Consider the following 25,119-nt stretch of genomic DNA (forward strand, 5'->3'; position numbering starts at 1 on the left):
GGCTCCGGCAACGCCTCCGCGGGCCGCTCACCCGGATCAGGTGGAACGGTGTTCCGCCGCCGGCCTGCCCGACGGAACTCCGGCACTCCGACGGCCTGCGGTGCGGGTCCCCGTCGGCCTCCGACGTGAAACAACCACCCACCGATCGATCAGGTCGTTCAAGCGAAACGGCCTGGTTCAACGGGCGTGGGCCCGGCTCGCTCGGACCTCTCAGGGCACCCGGTCGGCCACGTGCCCGGCTCTCGCTGCCTGCGGTTCGGAGGCGGCAGCACGGGCCCGGGGACGAGCGAGGACCGCCGCCACTTGAGCATGCACACCCCCGCCCACCGGACGAGCCGTCCGCTGCCGGTGATGTTCCGGATCCACGGCGGCGGCTTCTGCACCGGTCCGGGAGACACGCAGGACGGTTCGCTGATCGCCAGGACCAACGATGTCGTGGTCGTCACGATCGATTACCGTCTCGTGGGCCGGCCCGCCCCGCCTGCGGGCCAAGCCGGCCGGTGAACCGCAGTCCGCCGCACGGGACTTCGCCGGCGGCCTCCTGAGCGACCCGCTGCCGACGTCCGCGGTTCCCGAACTGCCCGTACCGCCGATCGAGGCCGTACGCACCGGCCGGACCGCGAACGTCCCCCCTCGTCGGCCACCCGCGTGACGCGTGACAGCAGCGTCTTCTTCGGGCCCGGGGGTGGCCGGTACCAGAACCTCACCGCCCAGCACGCCACACGACAACCGCCGACGCACTACCACGAGTTCGACGACCCGCACCCGCCCACCGGCCGGCCCTCGACCGGCTTCGACTCGGGCGCCTCGCACACCGGCGAGACGGCGTACCTGCCGCCCTCGGCGACCTCCGCACTGCTGTCTCCCGAGCGGCAGGAGCCGTCCAGAAGGATGGTGCTCCGGCAAGCTCATGGGCCCCCTCCTGAGGGGGGTCAGTCGCCGGCGCCGCCCATGTCGAGCACGATCTTGCCCACCGCCGTGCCCGTGCGCAGCCGCTCCACCGCTTCGCCGAGCGCGTCCGTCCCGTATCGCTCGTACGGCAGCGACAGCGCGCCCGAGGACAGGTCCGGCAGCAGGCGCAGCACCTCGCGAGCAGTGCCTGGGCGACGGCGGGTACGTGCGGCGGCTTCGCGGGGCGCCCGACCGCGCCGACCACCTCCGCGCCCGCGCGCGCCGCGAGCTGTACGGCCATGGCGCCGACGGCGCCGGACGCGCCGGTGACCAACACCCGCTCCCCCGGCCGCACGTGGGCGATCGCGTGGACGGTCGCCCACGCGGTGCCGACCGGCGAGAAGTAGATGCAGGCCAGAGCGGGGTCGGTGCCCTGCGCAGTACACGCGCGATCAGGCGCAGCACCGCGGTCGCCGACCTGATGGGCTGGAAGCACCACTGCACCCTGTTCCCGCTGATGGAGATGTCGGCTGTCTCGGCTCCCCGGGGAGTCACTGTCGGCAATCGCGGGAGTCGAGCGGTGACGCCTGGCATGATCGAACGGGTCAAAGTGATCTCAGGCAGGAGCCGCCGATGGAGGAGACCCGTTCCTTACCCGCCGCACGTGTATCCGCCTATGCGGCCGTAGGTGCACGGCTCTCGTTGCTCAGCGACCGCCGGCTCGGGGATGCGGTGGCTGCCGCGCCGGCACTGGGCTCGGGCATCGGTGGCAGACGGGGCGAGATGGAAGTCGCGGGGGTACCTGTCTTCGTCAAGCGAATCCCGCTGACGGACATCGAGTTGCGGCCGGAGCACGTCCGCTCGACCGCCAACCTGTTCGGTCTCCCTCTCCACTACCAGTACGGGGTGGGGTCGGCAGGGTTCGGGGCCTGGCGCGAACTGGCGGCACACGTCATGACCACCGCGTGGGTGCTGAGGGGTGAGTTCGCCGGTTTCCCCCTCATGTACCACTGGCGCGTTCTGCCGGATAAGCCTCCTGCCGACTTCGCCGATGAGTTCGGAGGCGTCGAGGGGGCCGTCGCGCAGTGGGAGGGATCACCTGCCGTACGTCGCCGGCTGGAAGCCATCGGCCGGTCGTCCGTCAGCCTGGTGCTCTTCCTGGAGCACGTGCCGCACACACTCGCGGCCTGGCTCGGCGCCACCGGTGAGGCGGCCGGCACGCAGCCCGGAGGCGACTCCTCCTATCTGTGGGTGGAAGACGCGCTGCTGGAGGGGACCGAGTTCATGAGTTCCCGTGGGCTGGTGCACTTCGACGCACACTTCGCCAACCTGCTGACCGACGGCCAACAGGTCTACTTCGCGGACTTCGGGCTCGCTCTCAGCCGCCACTTCGAACTCTCCGCTCAGGAAGCCGCCTTCCTCCGCGACCACCTCGTATATGACCGCTGCTACGCACCGTGGCACCTGCTGCGCCACCACCTGCCCGAGGCCGTGCGCGGTGACACGGAACTCGGGACTTTTCTGCGCCGATGGCTCGCCGGGCGCCGGCCCGACGGCGTGCCTCCCGGAATCACCGCGATCATCGATCGCCATGCCCAGCATGCCGTGGCCATGGACGACTTCGCCCATCGACTCGTCACGGAGAGCAAGCGCACTCCATTCCCCGCAGCCGAGGTTCGACGGGCCCTGGCCGGCACGTCAGCGCCGGAGTGAAGTGCGGGCCGAAGCAGTCCCACACGGCCGACGGCGATCGCGGCAACGAGACGGCTTGGATGCCGCCCGCCGTCAGGCCGGCCCTGCGCAACTGCGGCCAGCGGGCGTCCTGTTGACCGTGCCCGGAGCGGACCGGCAGGCCGAACGCGTCCACGTTCGCCTCCCTGCCGGGCAGGTCACATGTCGTGCCGTCGGTCGCGGCCGGCCGCCGGGCGCGGTGGAAGGCGCCCTGCGTGTCCGGTGTGGTGACCGGACGGCACTCCCGGGCAACAACTGCCACAGCGACGCCAACCCCCAGCCGGGACCCCGCTTCTCCGGGTCGCCGCCGTACTCGCCCGCGCAGGGCACACAACCGGCCGGAACCAAACGCTTTCCTGTCATGTTTCGGACATGATCCGACGCCGGTCGGCGTCGCGGACGGCGCCGGACGCACGCCCGGCCGGGTGACGCGGGGAGAGCGGAGCGACAGGGGAGGCTTCCGCGGCCACGCGCCGATCGCCTTCCCTGCCTGCGGGAACGGCACTCGGCCCACCGCCGCCCGGCCGGCCGGAGCGGGGCGCCGCACATCCCCCGCCGCACACAGCGAAACATCACCGCAATGTTTCACCAAGATCTTCCCACCGCCCCCCGTGGCAGAATATCGGCGACCATTGCGGGCACCCCTGACCACCGCATTGACGTGGCCTGGACCCGCATTTAGTCTTGCCCCTCGTGCGGCCGGCAGGTAGCTGAAGGAATCGGTCTTATCGCGTCCGGAGGGGCGGTCAGTATGCCCGCAATCTCGTCGCCGACATCTCCTACTCTCGTTCATATACTCCGGGACAGGGCATTAGAAAAGCCCGACGCCACGGCGTACGTATTCCTCGCCGACGGCGAGGACGACGAACGGCGTATCAGCTACCGGGAGCTGTACGCGGCGGCGGCCGACGTGGCCGACGCCCTGGGCGCCCGGCACGGGCGCGGCGAACGGGCGCTCCTCCTCTTCGCCCCGGGCCTCGACTACATCACCGCGTTCTTCGGGTGCCTGCTCGCGGGTGTCGTGGCCGTACCGGCCTACCCGCCGCAGGACGCCCGCGGCCTCGGCCGGCTGGACGCCATCATCGCCGACGCGGGCGCGAGCATCGCCCTGACCACCAAGGACCTGCTGCCGATCGCCCGGTCGGCGCTGGACGCCCCGCTGGAGTGGCTCGCGACCAACGCGTTGGCGGGCGGCGCACCTCCGGCGGGCGGGCCGCTCGGCGTCCGGCCGGTCGCCACGGCCCCCGAGGACCTCGCCTTCCTCCAGTACACCTCCGGTTCGACGCGGCTTCCGCGCGGCGTCATGCTGTCGCACGCGAACCTCGTCCACAATCTGGAGGCCATCTACCGGGCTTTTGCCGGGTCCGGTCACGACGTCATGGTGAGCTGGCTCCCCCCGTATCACGACATGGGCCTTATCGGCGCCATCCTGGAACCACTTCACGGTGGATTCCCGGGCATTCTGATGGCGCCCCTGCATTTCCTTCAGAAACCCTATCGGTGGCTGAAAGCGATCTCCGCGCACCGGGGCACGATCAGCCCGTCCCCGAATTTTGGATACGAACTGTGCCTGCGGAAGATCGACGACGAACAACGGGCGTCGCTCGATCTCTCGTCCTGGCGCGCGGCCGTGAACGGCGCGGAACCCGTGCGCGTGGAGACGATCGAGCGGTTCACGGAGCGGTTCGCCCCGGCCGGCTTCGACGCCGGCGCCTTCCGTCCCAGTTACGGCCTGGCGGAGGCCACTCTGCTGGTGACCGCCGACCCGGTCGGCGAGAGCGTGCGCCGCTTCCCGGTCGAGGGTGTGTCCCGGATCGCGTGCGGGACCGCCCGCGGCGACCAGTCGGTCGTCGTGGTGGACACCGCCACCCTGGCGCCGGCCGAGGCGGGGCGGGTCGGCGAGATCTGGGTGTCGGGACCGAGTGTTTCGGTGGGCTACTGGGGCCGTCCCACCGAGAGCGCGGCCCTGTTCGGCGCCACGCTCCCGGACGGCCGGGGCCCGTACCTGCGTACCGGGGACCTCGGGGCCCTGGACGAGGAGGGCGCGCTCGCCGTCACCGGCCGGCTGAAGGACCTGCTCATCCTGCGGGGCCGCAACGTCTACCCGCACGACGTGGAGGGCGCCGCCGAGCGGAGCCACCCCGCCCTGCGGCCCGGATGCGGCGCGGCGTTCACGGTCCCCGTGGACACGGAGGAGCGGCTGGTCCTGGTGTTCGAGGTCGTGGACGGCGCGGACGCGGAAGCCGTCGCGCTCGCCGTCCGCCGGGCGGTGCGCGAGGAGTGCGAGGCCGACCTCCACGAACTCGTGCTCATCCCGCCCCGCACCATCCCCAAGACCTCCAGCGGCAAGATCCAGCGCCGCGCTACGCGCGAGGCGTACCTGTCCGGGGACCTGTCGCCGGTCGGCGGCTGGCGGCCCGAGGGCACGGCGGCGTCGGGCGAGCGGACCGCCGTCCCCGCGCGCACCCCACTGGAGGCGCTGATCGCCGGCATCTGGGCGGAGCTGCTCGGACGGGACGAGGTCGGCGTGCACGACGACTTCTTCGCCTCGGGGGCGCAGTCCCTCCTCCTGTCCCAGCTCGCCGTCCGCATCGAGGCGGAGCTGCCGGTGCGGGTCACGACGGGCGACCTCTTCCAGGCCTCGACCGTCGCGAAGCTGGCCGCCCTGCTGGAGAGCAGACCGCTCACCGTGGACGACGAGCAGGTCGCCGGTCTGATCGCCCGGAGCGACAACGGCTGAACAGCGCGAGCACCGACCTCTTGGACCGAAGTCTCACCGTTCCTGACGCACGCTGATCCCAGCAGGGGGGCCCATGGATACGACGGACGTGGTGGAAACGCTGGACAACCTGGTCGCCGACGCCACCGACCACCACTACAGCCCCTACACACGGTTCGACTGGGTGGACGAACTCGCCGAGGAGCAGTGGTGGATGACGCCCGACCTGCTCACGGTGGCCGGCACACGGCACGCACGGGAGCTGGACGAGAAGCAGCTCATGCGGCTCAGCAAGTGGGAGAGCATCAACTTCTTCAGCCTCAACATCCACGGCATACGCGAGCTGCTCATCGAGGTGACCCGGCGGATCCACACCCGGGGCTTCGAGCTGCCGTCCGAGTTCTTCCACCGTTTCCTGGGCGAGGAGAACGGGCACATGTGGTTCTTCGCCCAGTTCTGCCTGCGCTACGGCGGCAAGATCTACCCCGACAAGTCGCTGCCGGTCGCGACGCCGGAGGAGGACGCCGCCGTCGCCAACTTCCTGGTCTTCGCCCGCATCCTGATCTTCGAGGAGCTGGTCGACCACTTCAACATCAGGATGGGCCGCGACACCACCCTGCACCCCCTGATCAGAGAGGTGAACCAGGTCCACCACGACGACGAGTGGCGGCACATCATCATGGGCCGCAAGCTCGTCGGCCTGCTGTACGAACCCCTGCGGGAGCGCGGCGACCAGGAGCTGCGCGAGCGTCTCGACGTCTACCTCCGGCGCTACATCACCGCGAGCGTGCAGTCCCTCTACAACCCCGCCGTGTACCGGGACGCCGGCGTCCCCGAGGCCTTCGCCTTCCGTGAGGAACTGCTGCGGGACCCGGCACGCGCCGCCTACCACGAGACGTTCTTCAAGCGCATCACCCGGTTCCTGGTGAGCCAGGACATCATCACGGCCTCTCCGTTCCAGGAGGCCGCGGCCTGATGGCGACGGACGTGATCGAGCAGGTACGGGCGTGGCTGCTGGCGCGCAACCCGGAGGTCACCGGGATCGGCTGGGACGAGGACCTCATCGACAGCCGGCTCATCGACTCCCTCGACTTCCCCCAGCTGCTGCTCCTGCTGGAGGAGCTGGCGGGCCGGGAGCTGGAGCTGACCCCGGAGAACGTCGTCGGGTTCCGGACCCTGCGCGGCATACGCGACACGGTCCTGGCGGACGCCACCGGCGCCGGCGCGGTGAGCCATGAGTGATCTCTACACGGAACGCGGCGGGCTCGTCGCCCTCGGCCCGGAACTCGTGCGCCTCATGGACCTGCTGGACGAGCGCTTCCGGGGCTGGGCCGAGGAGTGCGGCGCGACCCCGATGCTCTTCCCGGCGGTCATCGGCACGGCGGACCTGGCGTCCATCGACTACTTCGACAACTTCCCTCAACTGACCCTGATGACAGCCCCGTTGAAGCTGCCGGCCCAGAAGGTGGAGGACGCCGCGGCGCTGCCGCCGGAACGTCTCGGCGCGAGCGCGTACGGCCTGGCCTCCGCGGCCTGCTACAACGTGTACCTGCACCACCGCTCCGCGACCCTCGCCGGACCCCGCCACGTCACCACCGTCGCCAAGTGCTTCCGCAACGAGGACCACTACGACGGGCTGCGCCGGCTGCACGGGTTCACCATGCGGGAGATCGTGTGCCTGGGGCCCCGCGAGGCCGTGCTGGCGCACCTGGCCGCGTTCCGGCCGAAGGTGGTGGAGTTCGCGGCCCGGCTCGGCCTGGAACTGGCCGTTCAGCCGGCGTCGGACCCGTTCTTCGAGAAGGGCGGCGGGCGGGCTCTGCTGGCGCAGCTGTTCCCGGTGAAGGAGGAGTTCGTGCACGGCGGCGACCTGGCCATCGGCTCGCTGAACTTCCACCGCAACTTCTTCGGGGAGCGCTGCGGCATCTCCCTGGCCGACGGCGGACCGGCCTTCACGGGGTGCGTCGCCTTCGGTCTGGAGCGGTGGATCGCCGCCCTGCTGGAGACGCACGCGAACATCGACGACATCCTGGAACGGGTGGCGGGGGCGGCTTCGTGAGCGATCTCCTGGGACGCCTCGCCGAGTTGTCAGGGCCGGAGCGCGCCCGCCTCATGGCCCGGCTGCGGCAGCGCTCGGCCGGGCCCGCCGCGCGGCCCGCCGTATCCGGTGCCGTCTCCGACGCTCAGCAACGGCTGTGGCTGCTCCAGCGGCTCGCCCCGGACAGCCCGGCCCACCACCTCTCCGCCGCGCTGCACCTCGAAGGGCCGCTCGACGCCGACGCGCTGCGCCGGGCGCTGACCGAGATCACGGCCCGGCACGAGTCGCTGCGCACGGCGTTCGAGGAGCGGGACGGCACACCGGTACGGCGGGTCGCCGCGCCCCGGCCCGTCGACCTCCCCCTGGTCGACCTGGGCGACCTGGAGCCGCCGGAGCGGGAGCGCCGGGCGCGGCGGGCGCACGCCGAGAACGGCAAGCGCCCCTTCGCGCTGGACGAGGCGCCCCTGGCCCGCTTCACGCTCTACCGGTTCACGGCCGAGCGGCACGTGCTGACCGTGGTCGCCCACCACCTCGTCTGCGACGGCTGGTCGATGGGCGTCTTCACCGCCGAACTGACCGCGCTGTACGAGGCGTTCGCGGCCGGGCTCCCCTCTCCCCTGCCGCCTCCCGCCGCGCTCCCGGCCGACGAACTCCGGCCGGCCGGCGCCGAGCGCGACCGGTCGGTGGCGTACTGGCGCGGCGTGCTGTCCGGTGAGCTTCCGGTCCTCGAACTGCCCACCGACCGGCCGCGGCCGGCGCGGGAGGCGATCGAGGGCGCCCGGCACGGCTTCCGCCTGTCCGCCGGCCTCCACGAGGAGCTGCGCGCCGCGGCCGGCCGTGACCGGTCCACCGTCTACGGTCTGCTGCTCGCCGCGTACGCCGTCACGCTGCACCGGATCACCGGCGCCCTGGACGTCGTCGTCGGCGCCCCCGTGGACGAGCGCAGGGGAGCCGGCGAACAGGCGCTGATCGGTTTCTTCGTGAACACGCTGCCGCTGCGGTTGCGGCTGCGGCCGGGGCAGACGTTCGCGGAGACGGCCCGGCACGCAAGCGAGGCGGTCAGGGGCGCGCTGACGCACGACCTCCCGTTCGGCGACATCGTGCGGGAGACGAACCCGCCCCGGCCGCCCGGGCGGACGGTGCTGCGGCAGACCGCGTTCTCGCTCCAGCCCGCCGTCACCGGGGGCCGGCGTGCCGGACGGCTGACCGTCACCCCGGCCGCCCCGGACGACTTCGACCTCGGCGTGTCCCCGCTCGACCTCAGCCTGCACCTGCGCGAGCAGGACGGCGAGCTGCTGGGCTGCCTCGAGTACCGCACCGACCTGTTCGACGCCACTACCGTCGCCCGCTGGGCGGAGGAGTTCCAGGAGGCGGTCCGGCAGGCCGTGCGCTCGCCGGAGGCGGTCGCGGTGACGGGCGGGCCGGAGCCCGGGACGCGGACGGCCAACGAGCCCGTGACGAACCTGACGGACAGTCAGCTCGCGCTGTGGTTCGGCAAGAAGACCGCCGCGGGCGTGCGGCTGTACTACGAGAACGTCACCGCCCTCTACACCATCACCGCCCCGCTCGACCACGGCCGCTTCCAGCGTGCCTTCCAGAAGCTGGTGGACCACAGCGACGCCCTGCGCAGCACCTTTCACGAGGTGGACGGCGTGCCCCTGCGGCGGGTCGCCGGGTCCGTCCCGGCGCCGGTGGACCTGGTGGACCTCTCCGCCGAACCCGATCCCCGGCAGGCCGCCCTGCGCTGGGCCCGGCGGCGCAGCGGGTCGGGGCTCGACCCGCAGCGGTGCGTCTTCGACTCCGCGCTGCTGAGGCTGAGCGACACGGCGTACGCGTGGTACCTCAACGTGGACCACCTGGTCTGCGACGCGTGGTCCATGTCGCTGTTCCTGCGCACCGTCTCCGCGTACTACGACCTGGACCGGCGCGGGAGTCTCGACGAGGCCGCGCCGCTGCCGCCGTTCCAGGCCTACGTCGACCACGAGCGGTCGCTGCACGGCTCGCAGCGCCGCGCCCGGGCCGAACGCCACTGGAGCGAGACGCTGGCCGAGCCGGTGGAGCGGCTTGCCTTCTACGGCAGGGAGGACGACGTCGCGGGCACGACCCGCACCGCCCGGCTCACCCTGGACCTCGGCGCGGGACGCAGCGCCCGCATCGCCGAGTTCGCCCGGCAGGAGGGCCACGCCTCGCCCGCCGTCGCGTTCGCCGCCGCGCTCTTCGCCTACCTGCGCCGGATCGGCGGCGGCGAACTGCTGCGCGTGGGGACGCCGTTCGCCAACCGCCCGGCCGAGTTCCGCGAGACGGCGGGCCTGTTCATGAACGTGCTGCCGCTGCAACTGCGGGTCGGCGGCGACACCACGCTGCGCCACCTCGCCCGCGAGACGCAGCGCGCCTTCCTGCAAGCGGCCCGGTACCAGGACCACGTGCCCCGGCATCGCGGCGGCGCCCGTCTGTACGACGTGTACCTCAACTACCAGAACGCGGTCTTCGAGGGCTTCGGCGGCACGGCCGGCTTCGAGCTGCTCGACACCGGGCACTCCCCCGACCGGCTCACCCTCCAGGTCCGTGAGCTGCGCCAAAACGCCACGGCGCCGCCGCGCTTCGTGCTCGACTTCGACTTCAACACCGCCTGCTTCGACGAGGTGCAGCGGGAGCGGACCACCGGTCACTACCTGGCCCTGCTCGACGCCCTGCTGACCCGGCCCGACGACGCGTTGTCCGCCCCGCGGATGCTGTCGGACGAGGAGCTGAAGCAGCTCGACGCCTGGAACGACACGGCCCGCTCCTACGACCTCGGCATCCCGCTGCACGCGCACGTCGAGCGCCAGGCGCGTCGTACTCCCGGCGCCACCGCGCTCCTCTTCGAGGACCGCTCGCTGACGTACGCGGAGCTGGACGCCGCGGCCGGCCGGCTGGCCCGGCGGATCCGGCGGGCCGTCGGCGAGGACCGCTTCGCGCCCGGTACGACGGTGGCCGTGCGCATGGAGCGCTCCCTGGAGCTGGTCGTCGGCCTGCTCGCCGTCCTCAAGGCGGGCGGGGCCTACCTGCCGCTCGACCCGGCCACGCCCGCGGAGCGCGAGGCGTTCATGCTCGCCGACGCCGGCGCCGAACTGGTGCTCGTCACCGGGTCGCCGGACGCCCTCCCGGACGGCCTGCCGGTCCTGAGGGTCGACCTGGCCGAGCCGCCGGATCCGCAGGACACGGCCCCCGAGGTGGTGGTGGCGCCGGACCAGCTGGCCTACCTCATCTACACGTCGGGGTCCACGGGCACGCCGAAGTGCGTCATGCTCACCCACCGGGGCATCTGCAACCGCCTGCTGTGGATGCAGGAGGAGTACGGCCTCGGCGCGGCCGACGCGGTGCTGCAGAAGACGCCCTTCACCTTCGACGTGTCCGTGTGGGAGTTCTTCTGGCCGCTGATGACCGGGGCCCGGCTCGTGGTGGCCCGGCCCGGCGGCCACCGCGACCCCGGCTACCTGGCCGAGGTGATCCGCCGTACGTCGGTGACGACCGTGCACTTCGTCCCGTCGATGCTGCGCGTCTTCCTCGCCGACCCGGCGGCCGCCGGCTGCGGTTCGCTGCGCCGCGTGATCGCCAGCGGCGAGGCCCTCCCGCCCGACCTCGTCGGCCGGTTCTTCGAGGTGTTCCCGCCGCCCGCCGTCGAGCTGCACAACCTGTACGGCCCCACGGAGGCGTCCGTCGACGTCTCGGCGTGGCCGTGCGGACCCGAGGACGCGGCCGGCCCCGTGCCCATCGGGCGTCCGGTCGCCAACACCACCCTGGACGTGCTGGACGACCGGCTGACCCCGCTGCCCCCCGGCCTCGTGGGAGAGCTGCACATCGGCGGGGTGCAGCTCGCGGCCGGGTACCGGGGCCGCGACGAGCTCACCGCCGAGCGCTTCGTGCCCGACCCGCGCCGGCCCGGCGGCCGGCTGTACCGGACCGGCGACCTGGTGCGGCAACGGTCCGACGGCGCACTGGAGTTCGTCGGCCGCGCCGACGGCCAGGTCAAACTGCGCGGCTTCCGCGTCGAACTGGGCGAGATCGAGGCTCGGCTGGCCGCCCACCCGTCCGTGCAGGGCGCGGCGGTGCGGCTGCTGGACGACCGGCTGGTGGGGTACGTCGTCCCGGCCGCCGGAGCCGAACCGCCCGGACCGGGGGAACTGCGGGCCTTCCTGGAACGGTCCCTGCCGGAGTACATGGTGCCGCCGGTCCTCGTGCCGCTGACCGCCCTGCCCGTCACCGCCAACGGCAAGCTCGACCGCGCGGCCCTGCCCGTGCCCGCCCCGGCCGCCGCCACCGCACCGGCCCGCGCGGCGCGCACCGCGCTCCAGCGCACGGTCGCCGGCCTGTGGGCCGGGCTGCTCGGACGGGACGCGGACGCCATCGGACCGGACGACGACTTCTTCGAGCTGGGCGGGCACTCACTGCTCGCGGCGCGCCTGATGGCGGTGGTGGCCCGCCGCTTCGGGGTGCGGCTGCCCCTCACCGCCCTGTTCGAAGCGCCCACGGTGGCCCGGTTCGCCGAGCTGGTCTCGGCGGGGTCCGAGCACTCGCTGATCCTGTCGCTGCGGGCGCCGGTCACGCCCGCGCCGCTGTTCCTGCTGCATCCGGCGGGCGGGGATGTGATGGCGTACCGGCAGCTCGTGACGCTGCTGCCGCCGGGCCGCGAGGTGCTGGCCATCCGGTCGCGCGCCCTGACCGGTGAGGCCGAGGCGGCAACCCTGGCGGAGATGGCCGCCCAGTACGTGGACGTGATCCGGGAACGCCGGCCGACCGGGCCCTACCACCTCGCGGGCTGGTCGATGGGCGGCGCCCTGGCGGTCGAGGTGGCGGCCGGGCTGGAGGCGGCGGGCGAGCGCGTCGCGCTGGTCGCCCTGCTGGACTCCTCCGTGCCCGGTGAGGGCGGACCCGACCCGCTGCTCGCGCCCGCCGTCGCCCTGGCCGACTCGCTGCCCGGACTCGACGTCACCGCCGAGGACACCGCGGCCCTGCGCGACCGGCTGCGCGGCCTGCCGCTGACGGAGCGGCTGAAGCTGCTGACCACCTGGGCCGAGGAGCGCGGCTCCCGGGTACTGCCGTCGGAGGCCCTGCTCCGGCAGGCGGAACTGGCCGAGCTGCACGAGCAGTTGGTGCTCGCGCACCGGCCGTCGGTCGTCGACGCCCCGCTGACGCTCTGGTGGGCCCGTGACCGGCTCCGCGAGCACCGCGGCTCCTGGGCGCGGCAGACCCGGGGCGGTGTCCGCGAGGAGGCCACGCTCCCCGGGAACCACTTCACCCTGCTGCGCCCGCCCCATGTCGCCCAGGTCGCGCGGCGGCTGGCGGCGGCCCTGGACACCTGCGAGCGAACCGTCCCCGTAGAACGACAAGGAAGTGAACATCTGTGACCTCTGCGAAAGCCAATCAGGGGACCGCCTCACCGGATTCGTCTCAGCCCCCGGCCCCGTCCCCGGGCACTCCGCCGCTCGCGGTCGCGGCCGGGCTGCTCACCGTCTTCCTGTGGGCTTCCGCGTTCATCGGGATCCGCGCGGCCGGCAAGGACCTCGATCCGGGCGCGCTGACCCTGGCGCGGCTGTTCATCGGCGCGGTGCTGCTGGGCGTGGTCGTCCTGGTCCGCAGGGTCCCGTTGCCGCCGCGCTCCGACCTGCCGCGCCTGGTGCTGTGCGGTCTGCTGTGGTTCGGTGTGTACAACGTGGCGCTGAACGCCGCCGAGCAGCGGATCGACGCGGGCACCACATCCATGATCATAAGCCTGGGTCCGGTGCTGATCGCCGTCCTGGCCGGGTTGCTGCTCAAGGAGGGCTTCCCGCGTCCGCTGGTCGTCGGCGGCGGCGTCGCCCTCGCCGGTGTCCTGCTGATCGGCCTCGCCACCTCCAGCAAGGGGCTGGAGGCCGGGACGGGCAGTGCCCTGGCGCTGCTGGCCGCCGCCGCGTACGCGGGCGGCGTCGTCACCGAGAAGCCGCTGCTCGGCAACAGTTCGGCCCTGGTGATCACCTGGCTGGCCTGTGTCGTCGGCGCGGTGCTCTGCCTGCCGTTCCTGCCCCAGCTGATCGACAACCTTTCGCACGCGAGCGGCAAGGCGATCGGCTGGACGGTGTACCTGGGCGTCTTCCCGACCTCGGTCGCCTTCACGACCTGGGGGTACGCGCTGGCCCGCTCCACCGCGGGGAAGATGGGCGCGCTGACCTACCTGTCCCCGCCGATCGCCGTCACCCTGGCCTGGCTGATCCTCGACGAGACGCCTCCGTGGCTCGCGGTGGTCGGCGGCGCGCTGTCCCTCGCCGGTGTCGTCTACAGCCAGCGCAAGAGGTGAGGGGCCGGTGACGGCGGCCGTGACCGTCGCCGTCGCGGACACGGACCGGCTCCTGACCCTGCCCGGTGCGGACGCGTCGCTCCTGACGGCCGCGGAGCGGCGGCGCCTGGCCGCCGCCCGCACCGCGCGGGCCCGGGCCGACTTCCTCGCCGCGCACGTCCTGGCCCGGATGTGCGTGGCACGGCGGACCGGCGGCGCGGTCCGGGACGTCGCGCTGGACCAGCGGTGCCCGCTCTGCGCGGGCCCGCACGGCCGGCCCCGGGTCACGGGCGCGCGGTGCGGGGTCAGCCTGTCGTACGCGGACGGGGTGGTGGCGGCCGCGGCCGCCGATCACCCCGTCGGCATCGACGTCGAGCGGCTGCCCGGACCGGCCGCCCGGGCCGACGGGCCCGACCTGCGGGGCTTCGGGTCGTTCCTGTCCCGCGGCGAGATCGACCGGATCCGCGGGTCGCCCGCCCCGCACCACGCGTTCCTGCGGACCTGGGTACGGAAGGAGGCACTGGTCAAGCTCACCGCGCGGGGCCTGCCCGCGATGGCGGACGTGGACCTCGCACGCCTGCCGCTCGTCCCCACGGGCCGGGACCGGCCGTTCCGGCTCGGCCGCCGACTCCTGTACGACCTGCCCGGCGTGCCGCCCGACGTGGTCGGCGCGGTCGCCGTCACCGCCCCGGACGCCTCGGCCGGCCGGGGTTCCACAGCCGCCTCCGGCATGCAGTCGCTCACCACAGACGACCTGATCGACACCCTCTCATTCCAGGGAGAAGCATCATGACCGAGGTACAGACCCAGCCCGAGAGCGTCGTCCCGGACGCCCTGACCACCGTGCTGCTCGGACACAACGCCTTCCAGTTCACCCGCGCCGGTGTCGAACTCGGCCTCTTCGACCTGCTGGAGCGCAGCCCCGGTACGCCGCGCGAGCGGATCGGCGCGGAACTGGACCTCGCCGAGCGGTCGTTGGACATCCTGCTGCTCGGCGTCACCTCGCTGCGGCTGGTGGAGCGCACCGAGGAGGGGTACCGCAACTCGAAGTCGATCTCGGACCTGTTCACGGGCGGCCACTGGGAACTCGTCAAGGCGGTCGTCGGGTTCGAGGCGTACGTCACCTACCCGGGCCTCGTCGACTTCACCGAGTCCCTGCGGGCCAACAGCAACATCGGCCTGCGCCGCTACCCGGGCGACGGCGCCACCGTCTACCACCGGCTCAGCGAGGACCCCGAACTGCTCAAGGTCTTCTACCACTTCATGGGCACCTGGTCGGCCGTCGCCAGCAAGCACCTGATCAAGTACGGCGACTTCAGCGCCTCCCGGCGTGTCCTCGACGTCGGCGGCGGCGACGCGACGATGGCGATGGCGGTGGCCCGGGCGCACCCGGACATCGAGGTCACGGTGCTGGAGATACCGAAGGTGGTCGACCTGGCCCGCAAGCGGGTGGAGGAGGCGGGGCTCAGCGACCGCGTCAAGGTGATCGAGGGCGACATCTTCGCGGGCGACTACCCCGAGGGCCACGACACCGTGATGTTCGTGCACCAGCTGCAGATCTGGCCGCAGGACCGCATCCGCGTGCTCCTGGGCCACGCACACGCGGTGCTGCCGGACGGCGGCCGGGTGCTGATCCTGAACTCGATGTCCGAGGACAACTACGACGGCCCCCTCATGGCCGCCCTGGCCAGCCCCTTCTTCGCGGCGGTGGCCGGCGAGGGCGGGATGCTCTACTCCTGGGAGGGTTACGAGAAGTCACTGAAGGAGGTCGGATTCGACCAGGTGCGCCGCACCCGCTGCACCGAGGCCATCACCCCGCACGGCATCATCACGGCGGTCAAGTGAGCGGGCGCCGGCCCGGTCCCGGCCTGGTGGAGGACCTCGTACGACTGCGCGAGGACCTCCACCGGGAACCGGAACTCGGGCTCGATCTGCCGCGGACCCAGGCCAAGGTGCTCGCGGCGCTCGACGGACTGCCCCTGGAGATCACGACCGGCAGCGGGCTGTCCTCCGTCACCGCCGTGCTGCGCGGCGGGGGCCCGGACGCTGGGGACGGCGACCGTCCCGTCGTCCTGCTGCGCGCCGACATGGACGCGTTGCCGCTGACGGAGACGAGCGGCGTCCCGTACGCGTCCAAGATCGAGGGCCGGATGCACGCCTGCGGGCACGACCTGCACACGGCCATGCTGGTCGGCGCGGCCCGGCTGCTCACCGAGGACCGGGACGGGCTGGGCGGCGACGTGGTGTTCATGTTCCAGCCGGGAGAGGAGGGGCACCACGGCGCGCGGCTGATGATCGAGGAGGGGGTGCTGGAGGCGGCCGGCCGGCGCCCGGTGGCGGCGTACGCGCTGCACGTGGCCTCCTCGATGCTGCCGCCCGGGTGGCTGCTGACCCGCAAGGGCCCGCTGCTGGCCGGGGGTGACGCCCTGCGCGTGACCGTCCGGGGCCGGGGCGGGCACGACTCCCAGCCGCAGCTCCTGAAGGACCCGGTCCCGGCCGCGGCCGAGATGGTCCTGGCGCTCCAGACGTACGCGAGCCGGGGCTTCGACCCCTTCGACCCGGTGCTGCTCTCGGTCGGCAGCATCCACGCGGGCACGTCGGCCAACATCATCCCGGACGAGGCGGAGCTGAAGATCGGGGTGCGGACCTTCGGGCCGGGGGCGAAGGCCCAGGTCGTGGAGGGGGTGCGGCGGGTGCTGGAGGGCGTCGCCGCGGCCCACGGGGTCACGGTGACGGTGGAGCACTCCATGGACTACCCGGTCACCGTCGTCGACCCGGACGAGGCGGACTTCGCGGCCGGCACGGTCGAGAAGGCGCTGGGTCCGGGGCGGCTCATCTGGTCCCCGAACACCCTCAGTCCCTCGGAGGACTTCTCCTTCGTCCTGGACCGGGTGCCGGGGGCGATGCTGTTCCTCGGCGCCTGCCCGCCCGACCGCGACCCGGGGAAAGCGAGCTTCAACCACAGCCCTGACGCGGTGTTCGGCAACGAGGTCCTGGGCGACGGCGCCCTGCTCCTGGCCTCCCTGGCGAAGGACCGGCTGGCCGCGGCCGGCTGACCGCGGCGGGGCGGGCACGGACGCGGCTCGGGGTGCGGATCAGGTCCGCGCCCCGAGCCGTGAGCGCAGTTCCCGGTTCTCCTCCTCCAGGCGCGCGATGCGCTCGTACACGGGCTCCAGCGCGTGCGCGAGCTCGGCCTCGGAGTAGCGCGGGGTGATGTGCTTGGTGCAGTTCCAGGCGAGGCCTTCGATCCGCACGACGATCAGCGCCTCCTCGTGCCCGTCGGTGCGCGCGTCCCCCGAACGGTCCCGCAGGCCGTGGAATTCGGCGGCGTCCCTGATCTCGGCCCGGCCGAGTACCTTCAGCCGGGTGCGGTGGGCGTAGTCCATGAAGAACAGCGAGACCCGGTCGTTCCCGCGCACGTTCCCGGTCGTGATGTACTGCCGGTTTCCCCGCACGTCGAGGAAGGCCAGCGTCTCCTCGTCCAGCACGTGCACGAATCCGGGCGGCCCGCCGCGGAACTGGATGTACGGCCAGCCGGTCTCCGTCACGGTGCCGAGGTAGAACCCGTCGCGGGCCGCGATGAACTCGGCCTCGTCGTCGCCCAGTCGGTCGGCACGCCCCGGGTCCGAGGCGAGGAGCCGTTGCATGGCGGCGGCGCTTCCCCGCTCCTCCTGGACGCGTCGGACGTTGTCGGTGAAGGCCACGTGGGCGTATCGGCTCATGCGGCACTGCCTCCCTATCGAGGAATCCAACCGGGCACGCGGAAAGAGCAACGAGGGACGACCTGAGTCCGAAGCTTAGTTCAGAAGTCCCGGCGGCCTCCACGATTCGGTGAACGCACCGAGGGTCGCCCTGCGGTGACCCGGCCCCGTGTCGAGCCAGGGCGGACCAACGCTTCCTGCCCGGCCGAGGCGAAGGGCGGTGCACGGCCTTGCCGAGACGGACCTCCTCACGGCGGGCGGCGACGCGGGCGCGGACTTCGGCAGGAGGCGTCGACGGCTTCATGCTCGTCCAGCAGCCGTTCGCAGCTCCGCTCGACGGTGTGGCGCTGCTTTCGCGGCGCGGTCGGGTCCGCCTTCAGGACGGCGTCGGTCACCGGCGGTTCATCGCGTCACCGGGGCGGCACCCGTCGCCGCGACGGACAGGTCCCACAGCCGTGCGGCCGCGTCGGGGTCGACGGCGTGGGCGCGGACGCCGCCGTCGTCCATGGGCGCGGCGGGGGCGGAGACGCGCGCGACGTCGCAGTCCTCGAGGTAGAGGCCGCCGCGGCCGTACCCGTCCGGCGCACCGCGGGCGGTCGACGGCGCTACACCACCGCCGACGTCGACTGGCTGCTGCTCTGCGTGCGCCAGCCCTGTTCACACAGGCACCTTCATGAGGCTCGCGCACCCCGCCCGTGTCCGGCGGAGCGTCGGGCCGTGCCGGTCGGCCCGCTCAGTGGGGGGCGGGCAACCGCGTGTCGAGGAGCTGCTCGGCGAGCTGGGTCATGTGGTCACCGGGGGTGTCGGTCCCCAGGGCGGCCGCGAGGACTTGTGCGCCGTCAAGGATGACCAGGAGCTTGCCGGCCGTGTCCTCCGGATCCGGGTCGCCGGCCTCGCGGAGCTGGTCGCGCAGCCAGGCTTGCACCTCGGTCTTGTGTGCGACGGCGGCAGCGTGGGCCGGGTGGTCCGTGTCGGGGAACTCGCTGGTGATGTTGAGCGTGGCGCAGCCGCGGTAGCCGGGGGCGGCCATGTCCTGGCGGATGAGGTCGAACAGTGCCCGGACCCTCGCGCGGGCGTCCGGCGCACTGGCGGCGGCTTCGCGTAGACGCTGCCACCAGTGCTCATTGCGGGTGACGAGGTAGGCGGTGACCAGCTCGTCCTTGGTCGCGAACTGGCGATAGAGCGTCGCGTTGGCCACCTCGGCGCTGCTGATGACCAGGTCCATGCCGACCGCGCGGACACCCCGTGCATAGAAGAGGTCGCCCGCGACCTCCAGGATGTGCCGCCGGGTCTCTTCGGTCGAGCGTCGCGCCACGGGGAAGTCCTCCTCAGGTCGGTCCCGAGCCCATTATGAGACGGAACGTTCTTGCTATCAAGCTTGACAGGAGAGAACGTTCCGTCTCAGCATGAGTGAGAACGTTCCGTCTCAATTGACCAGCCGGCCTCTTCGACCGGCCGCCGCTGGACTGTCTAGGGAAACACCATGCACATCGATTTCACCGGTCGCACCGCTTTGATCACCGGTTCCACGCTGGGCATCGGCCTGGCCACTGCCGAGGCGTTCGCCGGCGCCGGCGCCCGTACGGTCCTCAACGGCCGCGACAGGGCCCGCCTGGAGGCGGCGGCCGACGGCATCCGCGAGCGCGTTCCCGGTGCCGACATCATCACCGTGGCCGCGGACGTCGCCACGGCCGAGGGCGCTCAGGCGCTGCTGGAGGCGGTTCCGGAGGTTGATGTCCTGATCAACAACACCGGCATCTTCGCCTCCACCCCGGTTCTGGAGATCCCCGACGAGGAGTGGCGTCGCTTCTTCGAGGTCAACGTCCTGAGCGGCGTGCGCCTGGCCCGCCAGTACATGCCCGGCATGATGGCACGCGGCTTCGGCCGCATCGTGTTCGTCTCCAGCGAGACGGCCATCGACACCCCGCTGGACATGGTCCACTACGGCATGACCAAGACCGCCCTGCTGGCGGTGGCCAGCGGCCTGGCCAAGGCCGCGGCCGGCACAGGCGTCACCGTCAACTCCGTGCTGCCCGGTCCCACGCACACCGAAGGCATCGAGGAGTACATCACCGCCCTCATCCCCGAAGCGGAGTCCTTCGACGCCGCGCAGCGCGAGTTCATCGCCCGCTTCCGCCCGACGTCTCTGATCCAGCGGCTGATCCAGCCCTCCGAGGTCGCCGACCTCATCCTCTTCACCAGTTCCGACCGGGCCTCGGCCACCACCGGCGCGGCACTGAAGGTCGAAGGAGGCACCCTCACCTCCCTCACCCCGTGACGCGCGAACGGCACATCCGGTGCGGTCGTCTCCCGCCCGCCGGGTGTGCCGCCTTTCAGCGTCCACCAGGTCCAGCACCTGCGTGAAGGCGTCCCGGCCGCCGGTCCCCCCCGGTAGGGACGGCCACCGGAAGATCCATGTGCCAGGCGGCTCATGCCGTCGGCTGCTGCACGATCCACCGGTACTTCGCGCTTTCGGCGCGCCGTCGCCGCGGGGTGGGACCGGCTGCGGCGGATGACGGCGTGTGCCGTCCCTGCGGTCCTCACGGCGATGATGACGAGGACCCCGCGCGGGCCATGGCACGACCGTGGTGGCCAAACAGGCGCTGGGCCAAGGCAGCGGTTCCGAGGTTCCCGACCTTCGCCGGGCTCCAGGAGCCCTCCAGGGGCAGGCCCGGGTCGCTCCAACAGGCACTCGTACCACGCTGGACGATCTGCTGCCGGGCTTCTTTCCGGCTCCGGGCGTAGCGTGGGATGACGGCGACGCCGACGACAGCCCGGGCTGACGAGGATGCCGGCGTCGGCATCGCGTCGGTCTTCCCGGGTGCGCAGACGAAGGGCCGCTCATGCCTCGATCCATGCGTGCGCTCGTGGCCGTGACGGCCGGCGAGCCCACCGATGTCCTGCGGCTGGAATCCCGGCCTGTTCCCACGCCGGAAGCCGGGCAGGCGCTGATCCGTGTGAAGGCGACTCCGATTCACGCCAGTGATCTGCACGTGCTGCGCGGCCGCTACGGCTTTTCCCCCGGATTCCCCGCCGTCGGGGGCGCTATGGAGTGCGTGGGCCGGGTCGCGGCCCTGGGCCCGGGCACCGAAGCACCGACGGTCGGCGAGCGCGTGGCGGTCGCCGCGGTCCCGGCGGTGCCCGGGCCGCCGGCGGCCGGTACCTGGCAGGAGTACCTCGTCGCCGACACGCGAAGGCTTCTGCCGGTCCCCGAGGACCTGAACGACTCCAGCGCCTGCCAGCTCGCCGTCAATCCGTTGACGGCTTTGCTCCTCGTCACGCACGAACTCGAGGTACAGCCGGGCGAACAACTGCTGCAGACGGCCGCGGGCTCCACCGTCGGCCGGCTCGTCATCCAGCTGTCCAGGCATCTGGGTATCCGTACGATCAACGTCGTTCGGCGCCGAGCCGCCGTCCAGGAGATCGAAGCGCTCGGCGGGGACCAGGTCATCTGCACCGAGGACGAGGACCTGTCGCAGCGCATCACCGAGACGGCCGGACCGGCCGGCGTGCGGAAGGCCATCGACTGCGTCGCGGGCCCGGTGGGGGCCCAGGTGTCCCAGGCGCTGGCTCCCGGCGGGGAGCTCGTGGTCTACGGCGCGCTCTCCACCCACCGGCAGACCGACCCGGCGGCGCTGACGATCCCGCTCCAGGCCCGCTCGGTCATCTACGAGACCAAGACGGTCCGAGGCTTCTGGCTGAACCGCTGGTTCGGCACCACCTCGCCCGAGGACGCCCTGCGCGCGCTGTCACAGGTGCGCGGTCTCGTGGCCGACGGGGTCCTCGGCATCCCCCAGGGCCGGCCGTTCCCGCTCGAACACTTCCGCGAGGCCGTCACGCTCGCCGAGGCACCCGCGCATGGCACGAAGCCGCTCTTCGTCTTCGAAGACGGCCGGGACGGGGGCAACGGGTAGGGCGGGGTCCTGCCACTGCCGCTGAGGTCCGCTGAACCGTGCCCCTGGTCCGGCAGCCGGAGCCACGAGGGGGCCGGTTCAGGACGCATCCGCCGGAGCCTGCGCACCCGCCTCGGGCTCCTTCGACGTGGCGGACACCGTCCGGCCGGCGCCGCCGCGGCCGAGGTGCACGCCGATCGCCGAGGTCGCCAGGCCCAGTGCGGCGGCCGCCCACCAGGCAATCCGGAAGTCGTTCCGCGAGGAGGCTCCGACGTGTGAGCCGACCACCGCGACCAGGACGGCCACGCCGATCGTGGCGGAGATCTGGCGGACGGAGTTGACCAGCGCCGACCCGGTTGCCGCACGGTGCCCAGGCAGGGCGTGCACGCCGGCGGCCACCAGCGTGCCCAGGGCCAGGCCGACGCCCGTGCCGGTCAGCAGTTGGCTGGGCAGCAGATCACGCAGGTAGTCCGGTGTGACGGACGCGAAGCACACGCGCCAGACCATGCCGCCGGTGAACAGCAGCCCGCCGGCGGCGACCAGAGGACCGTGCCCGAAGCGCTGCGCGGCGCGGGCGGTCAGAAGGGTGACGACCGGCACGAGGGCGGGACCGGGGACGAGGGCGACGCCGGTGCGCAGCGCGCTCCAGTGCCAGACCTCCTGGCACCACAGCACGTTGGACAGCAGCATGATCGAGAAGGCGACGCCGAACACGAGGCTGCCCGCGTTCGCCGCTCCGAAGCGCGGCAGCCGCAGCAGGTGCAGCTCGAACAGCGGGCGGGGGTGGCGCAGGGACCTGAGGACGAACGCGACACCGCCGGTCACGGCAACGGCCACGAGCAGTACGGTGCCGCCGCTCGCCCAGCCCCAGTCGGGGGCCTGCACCAGCGCCCCGGACAGTGCCGCGACCGACGCGATGAGCAGCAGTGCGCCGAGGAGGTCGGGCAGCGCTCCCCTCTCCCGCGCGGCCGGCTTCGGCAGGACCGATCGGCCGGCGACGAGCGCGGCGATGCCGATGGGCACGTTGACCGCGAAGACCCACCTCCAGTCCACCTCGGTCAGGAGGCCGCCGGCGACGGGCCCGGCGGCCGCGGCGAGTCCTCCGACCGCGGCCCAGTTCCGGGTGGCATGGGTGCGGCGTTCGGTGGGCACCGTCGCCAGCAGCAGGGCCAGGGACGTCGGGATCTGGGCGGACGCCCCGACGGCCTGTACCACCCGGGCCACAACGAGGGTCGCCAGGTTCGGGGCCAGGGCACAGCCCAGTGACGCGAGGGTGAAGACGGCGATCCCGGTGAGGAAGACCGGCCGTTGGCCTATGCGGTCACCGGCGCGGCCGGCCACCACAAGCAGCGCGGCGAAGGTGATCGCGTAGGCGTTGAGGACCCAGGACAGCGAACCGAGGGTCACACCGCTGCCGCCCCCGGAGAAGCTCGCTCCCATGGCCGGAAGGGCGACGTTGACGATCCACAGGTCCAGGTTGGTCATGAAGACGGCCACCAGGACCACCACGGTGGCCGTTCGGGTGTGCTTTGGAAATCCAAGCGTCGTGGGCATGGCGCAAGTGAAGCACGAGCGTGGTTTGGGAATCAAACCATTGCGAGTGATACTGGGTGCGTGACCACACGCATCGATCCCCAGGACATGGCCGGGCGCCCGTGCTCGCTCGCCGCCTCCCTGCAGATCGTCGGCGACCGATGGGCTCTGCCGGCGATCCGCGAGGTCATGCTCGGCAACCACCGGTTCCGGCAGATCGCCAGGAACACGGGCGCCCCCACGGACCGCCTGGCGGCACGCCTGAAGGCGTTGGTGGAGAGCGGCGTCCTCGAACGGCGCCCGCTGCCGGACGACGCCCGTCACAGCGGCTACTACCTGACCGAGGCGGGACGCGACCTGGCGGGCATCACCCGAGAGCTCATCGGCTGGGGCGACCGCTGGGCCGTCACCTCACCGCCCGTCCGGCTCCTCCACCGGGACCACGAACTCGTCACCCACGCGGTCTGCGAGACCTGCGGCGAGCGGGTCCACGCCGAGGACATCCACCGGGAGGAGACAACCCCTGGCTGGGACCGGTCCGGCCCGGTGCATGCCTCATAGACGGCAGCGGGGCCACGACCGCGACGGTGGCGGCACGTCCGGGCACGCCGCGCGGTGCGAGGAAGCGGCACGCGGGTTTCCGGCAGTCCCCGGCGGACCCGATCGTCCCGGACGCGGAGCCGCTCCTCCGGGCAGGGCGGACTCCGGCCTCCCCGCGGCGCCCCGCGCTCGTGACCCGAAGCCGCACGGTCCGGTTGCCCCGCCCTGGCCGGCCCCTGACCCAGCTCTCACCCCGGAACGGCGCGCCGGGCGAGAGCGCAGACATCATGCCGCGCCTGAAGGAGATGTGATGCAGGTAGCCGTGGTCACCTTCGACGGGTTCAACGAGCTCGACAGTTTCATCGCTTCCGCGCTGATCAACCGCTGCCGTGCGGACGGCCTGGAAGCCTTCGTCACGACGCCGACACCGGTGGTGACGTCGATGAACGGGGTCGAGGTGACCGGGCAGCGCCCCATGGAGTTCGTGACCGAGGCCGAGGTGGTGCTGATCGGCAGCGGCGTGCGGGCACGGGACGTGGTCGCCGACGACCGGCTGGTCTCCAGGCTGCGGCTCGACCCTTCACGGCAGCTGATCGGCGCGCAGTGCTCCGGCGCGCTGGTGCTCGCCCGGCTGGGGCTGCTGGAGGGCATGCCGGCGTGCACGGACAACAAGACCCGGCCGTTCGTCGAAGCCCGCGGCGTCACCGTGCCGGACGCGCCGTTCCACGCCGAGGGGAACATCGCCACGGCGGGCGGTTGCCTGGCGTCCCAGTACCTCGCGACCTGGGTGATCACCCGGACGCTCGGGGAAGCGGCCGCGCGCGACGTCCTCGACTACGTGGCGCCGGTCGGCGAGAACCGGGAGACCGTCGACCGCGCCCTGCGCGCCGTCCAGACGGGAGCGGGCGCGGTGCGCTGATGCCCCGTGACCATGACGACCAGTCACAAACGATGCAAAACTGACGAACTGCCTGTGCCGACCGCATCCCCCCGGCATTCGAGCCCGTGGACGCACCACGGTCGCCATCCTCAGGAGACCGCATGAACGAGCTGCTCACCGAGGTGATCGAAGCCCACGGTGGCGACACGCGCTGGCGTCAGCTGACCCAGGCGCGAGCCACCCTTGTCAGCGGCGGTCAGCTGTTCGCCGTCAAGGGCCTGCCGCAGGATCCCGCGCCCCGCGAGATGACCATCCTCCTCCACGAGGAGCGCGCTTCGGTCAGCCCCTTCGGCGCACCCGACCAGAAGACCGACTTCACACCCGGACGGGTGAGCATCGCCAAGCTGGACGGGCGAGTGGTCGCCGCACGCGAGGACCCGCGGTCGTCCTTCGCAGGCCACACCCTGGAGACCCCCTGGGACCCGCTGGACCGCGCCTACTTCAACGGTTACGCCCTGTGGACCTATCTCACCACGCCGTTCCTGCTGGCCATGCCCGGCTTCACGGTCACCGAGACCGAACCGTGGCGGGAAGGAGACGAACTGTGGCGGGGGCTGCGCGCCACGTTCCCACCCGCAATCGCCAGCCACAGCACCCACCAGGACTTCTACTTCGGCCCCGACCGACTGCTGCGCCGACACGACTACCACGTCGACGTGGCAGGCGGATTCGCGGCAGCGCAGTACGTCCACGACCACGTGGAAGCGGACGGCATCGTGCTGCCCACCAAGCGGCGGGCCTACCGCCGCGACGCCGACGGCTCCCCCATCCTGGATCAGCTCATGGTCTCGATCGACCTGAGCGAGGTGCACTTCAGCTGAGCGAGCCGGCCACCGAGGTCTGC

General features: G+C 72.3%; 20 protein-coding genes and 1 pseudogene. 16 read left to right on the plus strand and 5 right to left on the minus strand.

Going from position 1 to position 25,119, the window contains the following annotated elements:
- Positions 1-231: 231 nt before the first annotated feature.
- Entirely contained in the window at positions 232-504 is a 273-nt protein-coding gene (locus tag AB0946_RS30940) for a carboxylesterase family protein (RefSeq protein ID WP_366763969.1), read from the plus strand.
- A 428-nt stretch (positions 505-932) separates the two neighbouring features.
- On the opposite strand, the gene AB0946_RS30945 is transcribed toward AB0946_RS30940, so the two are convergent.
- Positions 933-1,085: a hypothetical protein gene (locus AB0946_RS30945; RefSeq protein WP_366763970.1), complete on the minus strand. Its 153-nt coding sequence runs from the start codon at positions 1,083-1,085 to the stop codon at positions 933-935.
- A gap of 439 nt (positions 1,086-1,524) precedes the next feature.
- On the opposite strand from AB0946_RS30945, the gene AB0946_RS30950 reads away from it, so the two are divergent.
- From AB0946_RS30950 to AB0946_RS30995, 10 genes are all read left to right on the plus strand, one after another.
- Complete coding sequence (locus AB0946_RS30950; protein WP_366763971.1) at positions 1,525-2,604, plus strand: protein kinase family protein; 1,080 nt, start codon at positions 1,525-1,527, stop codon at positions 2,602-2,604.
- 769 nt (positions 2,605-3,373) lie between these two features.
- Positions 3,374-5,362 (plus strand): AMP-binding protein, encoded by a 1,989-nt coding sequence (locus tag AB0946_RS30955; protein WP_366763972.1) that lies wholly within the window; start codon positions 3,374-3,376, stop codon positions 5,360-5,362.
- Between the two features lie 73 nt (positions 5,363-5,435).
- Complete coding sequence (locus AB0946_RS30960) at positions 5,436-6,317, plus strand: diiron oxygenase (protein WP_225812889.1); 882 nt, start codon at positions 5,436-5,438, stop codon at positions 6,315-6,317.
- Positions 6,317-6,583 (plus strand): acyl carrier protein, encoded by a 267-nt coding sequence (locus AB0946_RS30965; protein ID WP_366763973.1) that lies wholly within the window; start codon positions 6,317-6,319, stop codon positions 6,581-6,583. Before AB0946_RS30960 ends, AB0946_RS30965 begins: the two co-directional genes overlap by 1 nt.
- Positions 6,576-7,397: a hypothetical protein gene (locus AB0946_RS30970; RefSeq protein WP_366763974.1), complete on the plus strand. Its 822-nt coding sequence runs from the start codon at positions 6,576-6,578 to the stop codon at positions 7,395-7,397. The genes AB0946_RS30965 and AB0946_RS30970 overlap by 8 nt, the downstream gene beginning before the upstream one ends.
- Positions 7,394-12,763: an amino acid adenylation domain-containing protein gene (locus AB0946_RS30975; protein ID WP_366763975.1), complete on the plus strand. Its 5,370-nt coding sequence runs from the start codon at positions 7,394-7,396 to the stop codon at positions 12,761-12,763. Before AB0946_RS30970 ends, AB0946_RS30975 begins: the two co-directional genes overlap by 4 nt.
- Positions 12,760-13,689: a DMT family transporter gene (locus AB0946_RS30980; RefSeq protein WP_366763976.1), complete on the plus strand. Its 930-nt coding sequence runs from the start codon at positions 12,760-12,762 to the stop codon at positions 13,687-13,689. The genes AB0946_RS30975 and AB0946_RS30980 overlap by 4 nt, the downstream gene beginning before the upstream one ends.
- Before the next feature lie 7 nt (positions 13,690-13,696).
- Positions 13,697-14,461, plus strand: coding sequence for a 4'-phosphopantetheinyl transferase superfamily protein (locus AB0946_RS30985; protein ID WP_366763977.1), 765 nt, complete (start codon positions 13,697-13,699; stop codon positions 14,459-14,461).
- Entirely contained in the window at positions 14,458-15,513 is a 1,056-nt protein-coding gene (locus AB0946_RS30990; protein WP_366763978.1) for a methyltransferase, read from the plus strand. The genes AB0946_RS30985 and AB0946_RS30990 overlap by 4 nt, the downstream gene beginning before the upstream one ends.
- Positions 15,510-16,724, plus strand: a complete 1,215-nt coding sequence (locus tag AB0946_RS30995; protein WP_366763979.1) for a M20 family metallopeptidase — start codon at positions 15,510-15,512, stop codon at positions 16,722-16,724. Before AB0946_RS30990 ends, AB0946_RS30995 begins: the two co-directional genes overlap by 4 nt.
- A 39-nt stretch (positions 16,725-16,763) precedes the next feature.
- Here the strand turns inward: AB0946_RS30995 and AB0946_RS31000 are convergent, their stop codons facing one another.
- The 3 genes and pseudogenes from AB0946_RS31000 to AB0946_RS31010 form a co-directional block, all read right to left on the minus strand.
- On the minus strand, positions 16,764-17,390 hold the full coding sequence (locus AB0946_RS31000) for a pyridoxamine 5'-phosphate oxidase family protein (RefSeq protein ID WP_366763980.1): 627 nt from the start codon (positions 17,388-17,390) through the stop codon (positions 16,764-16,766).
- Between the two features lie 381 nt (positions 17,391-17,771).
- Positions 17,772-17,939 (minus strand): annotated as a pseudogene (locus AB0946_RS31005) (oxidoreductase); the annotation flags it as partial.
- A 163-nt stretch (positions 17,940-18,102) separates the two neighbouring features.
- Positions 18,103-18,684 carry a TetR/AcrR family transcriptional regulator gene (locus AB0946_RS31010; RefSeq protein WP_366763981.1) on the minus strand — a complete coding sequence of 194 codons (582 nt, stop codon included), beginning with the start codon at positions 18,682-18,684 and terminating at the stop codon, positions 18,103-18,105.
- A 168-nt stretch (positions 18,685-18,852) separates the two neighbouring features.
- Here AB0946_RS31010 and AB0946_RS31015 point away from each other — a divergent pair, with 168 nt between their 5' ends.
- Together AB0946_RS31015 and AB0946_RS31020 are read left to right on the plus strand one after the other, a co-directional pair.
- Positions 18,853-19,647 carry an SDR family oxidoreductase gene (locus AB0946_RS31015; RefSeq protein ID WP_366763982.1) on the plus strand — a complete coding sequence of 265 codons (795 nt, stop codon included), beginning with the start codon at positions 18,853-18,855 and terminating at the stop codon, positions 19,645-19,647.
- Between the two features lie 577 nt (positions 19,648-20,224).
- Positions 20,225-21,283 carry a zinc-dependent alcohol dehydrogenase family protein gene (locus AB0946_RS31020; RefSeq protein ID WP_366763983.1) on the plus strand — a complete coding sequence of 353 codons (1,059 nt, stop codon included), beginning with the start codon at positions 20,225-20,227 and terminating at the stop codon, positions 21,281-21,283.
- Positions 21,284-21,361: 78 nt separating this feature from the next.
- On the opposite strand, the gene AB0946_RS31025 is transcribed toward AB0946_RS31020, so the two are convergent.
- Complete coding sequence (locus AB0946_RS31025) at positions 21,362-22,816, minus strand: MFS transporter (protein WP_366763984.1); 1,455 nt, start codon at positions 22,814-22,816, stop codon at positions 21,362-21,364.
- Between the two features lie 60 nt (positions 22,817-22,876).
- On the opposite strand from AB0946_RS31025, the gene AB0946_RS31030 reads away from it, so the two are divergent.
- From AB0946_RS31030 to AB0946_RS31040, 3 genes are all read left to right on the plus strand, one after another.
- Positions 22,877-23,356 carry a helix-turn-helix domain-containing protein gene (locus AB0946_RS31030; RefSeq protein WP_366763985.1) on the plus strand — a complete coding sequence of 160 codons (480 nt, stop codon included), beginning with the start codon at positions 22,877-22,879 and terminating at the stop codon, positions 23,354-23,356.
- A gap of 289 nt (positions 23,357-23,645) precedes the next feature.
- Positions 23,646-24,254, plus strand: coding sequence for a DJ-1/PfpI family protein (locus AB0946_RS31035; protein ID WP_366763986.1), 609 nt, complete (start codon positions 23,646-23,648; stop codon positions 24,252-24,254).
- 122 nt (positions 24,255-24,376) lie between these two features.
- Complete coding sequence (locus AB0946_RS31040; RefSeq protein ID WP_366763987.1) at positions 24,377-25,096, plus strand: hypothetical protein; 720 nt, start codon at positions 24,377-24,379, stop codon at positions 25,094-25,096.
- Positions 25,097-25,119: the final 23 nt, after the last annotated feature.

Source organism: Streptomyces sp. NPDC046870 (assembly GCF_040704595.1).
Classification (GTDB): domain Bacteria; phylum Actinomycetota; class Actinomycetes; order Streptomycetales; family Streptomycetaceae; genus Streptomyces; species Streptomyces argyrophylli.

What these genes read in the sequence shown, in the direction of transcription:
- AB0946_RS30950 (WP_366763971.1), top strand. Translation starts at nt 1,525, where the DNA reads ATGGAGGAGACCCGTTCCTTACCCGCCGCACGTGTATCCGCCTATGCG.
- AB0946_RS30955 (WP_366763972.1), top strand. Translation starts at nt 3,374, where the DNA reads ATGCCCGCAATCTCGTCGCCGACATCTCCTACTCTCGTTCATATACTC.
- AB0946_RS30960 (WP_225812889.1), top strand. Translation starts at nt 5,436, where the DNA reads ATGGATACGACGGACGTGGTGGAAACGCTGGACAACCTGGTCGCCGAC.
- AB0946_RS30965 (WP_366763973.1), top strand. Translation starts at nt 6,317, where the DNA reads ATGGCGACGGACGTGATCGAGCAGGTACGGGCGTGGCTGCTGGCGCGC.
- AB0946_RS30970 (WP_366763974.1), top strand. Translation starts at nt 6,576, where the DNA reads ATGAGTGATCTCTACACGGAACGCGGCGGGCTCGTCGCCCTCGGCCCG.
- AB0946_RS30990 (WP_366763978.1), top strand. Translation starts at nt 14,458, where the DNA reads ATGACCGAGGTACAGACCCAGCCCGAGAGCGTCGTCCCGGACGCCCTG.
- AB0946_RS31000 (WP_366763980.1), bottom strand. Translation starts at nt 17,390, where the DNA reads ATGAGCCGATACGCCCACGTGGCCTTCACCGACAACGTCCGACGCGTC.
- AB0946_RS31015 (WP_366763982.1), top strand. Translation starts at nt 18,853, where the DNA reads ATGCACATCGATTTCACCGGTCGCACCGCTTTGATCACCGGTTCCACG.
- AB0946_RS31020 (WP_366763983.1), top strand. Translation starts at nt 20,225, where the DNA reads ATGCGTGCGCTCGTGGCCGTGACGGCCGGCGAGCCCACCGATGTCCTG.
- AB0946_RS31025 (WP_366763984.1), bottom strand. Translation starts at nt 22,816, where the DNA reads ATGCCCACGACGCTTGGATTTCCAAAGCACACCCGAACGGCCACCGTG.
- AB0946_RS31035 (WP_366763986.1), top strand. Translation starts at nt 23,646, where the DNA reads ATGCAGGTAGCCGTGGTCACCTTCGACGGGTTCAACGAGCTCGACAGT.
- AB0946_RS31040 (WP_366763987.1), top strand. Translation starts at nt 24,377, where the DNA reads ATGAACGAGCTGCTCACCGAGGTGATCGAAGCCCACGGTGGCGACACG.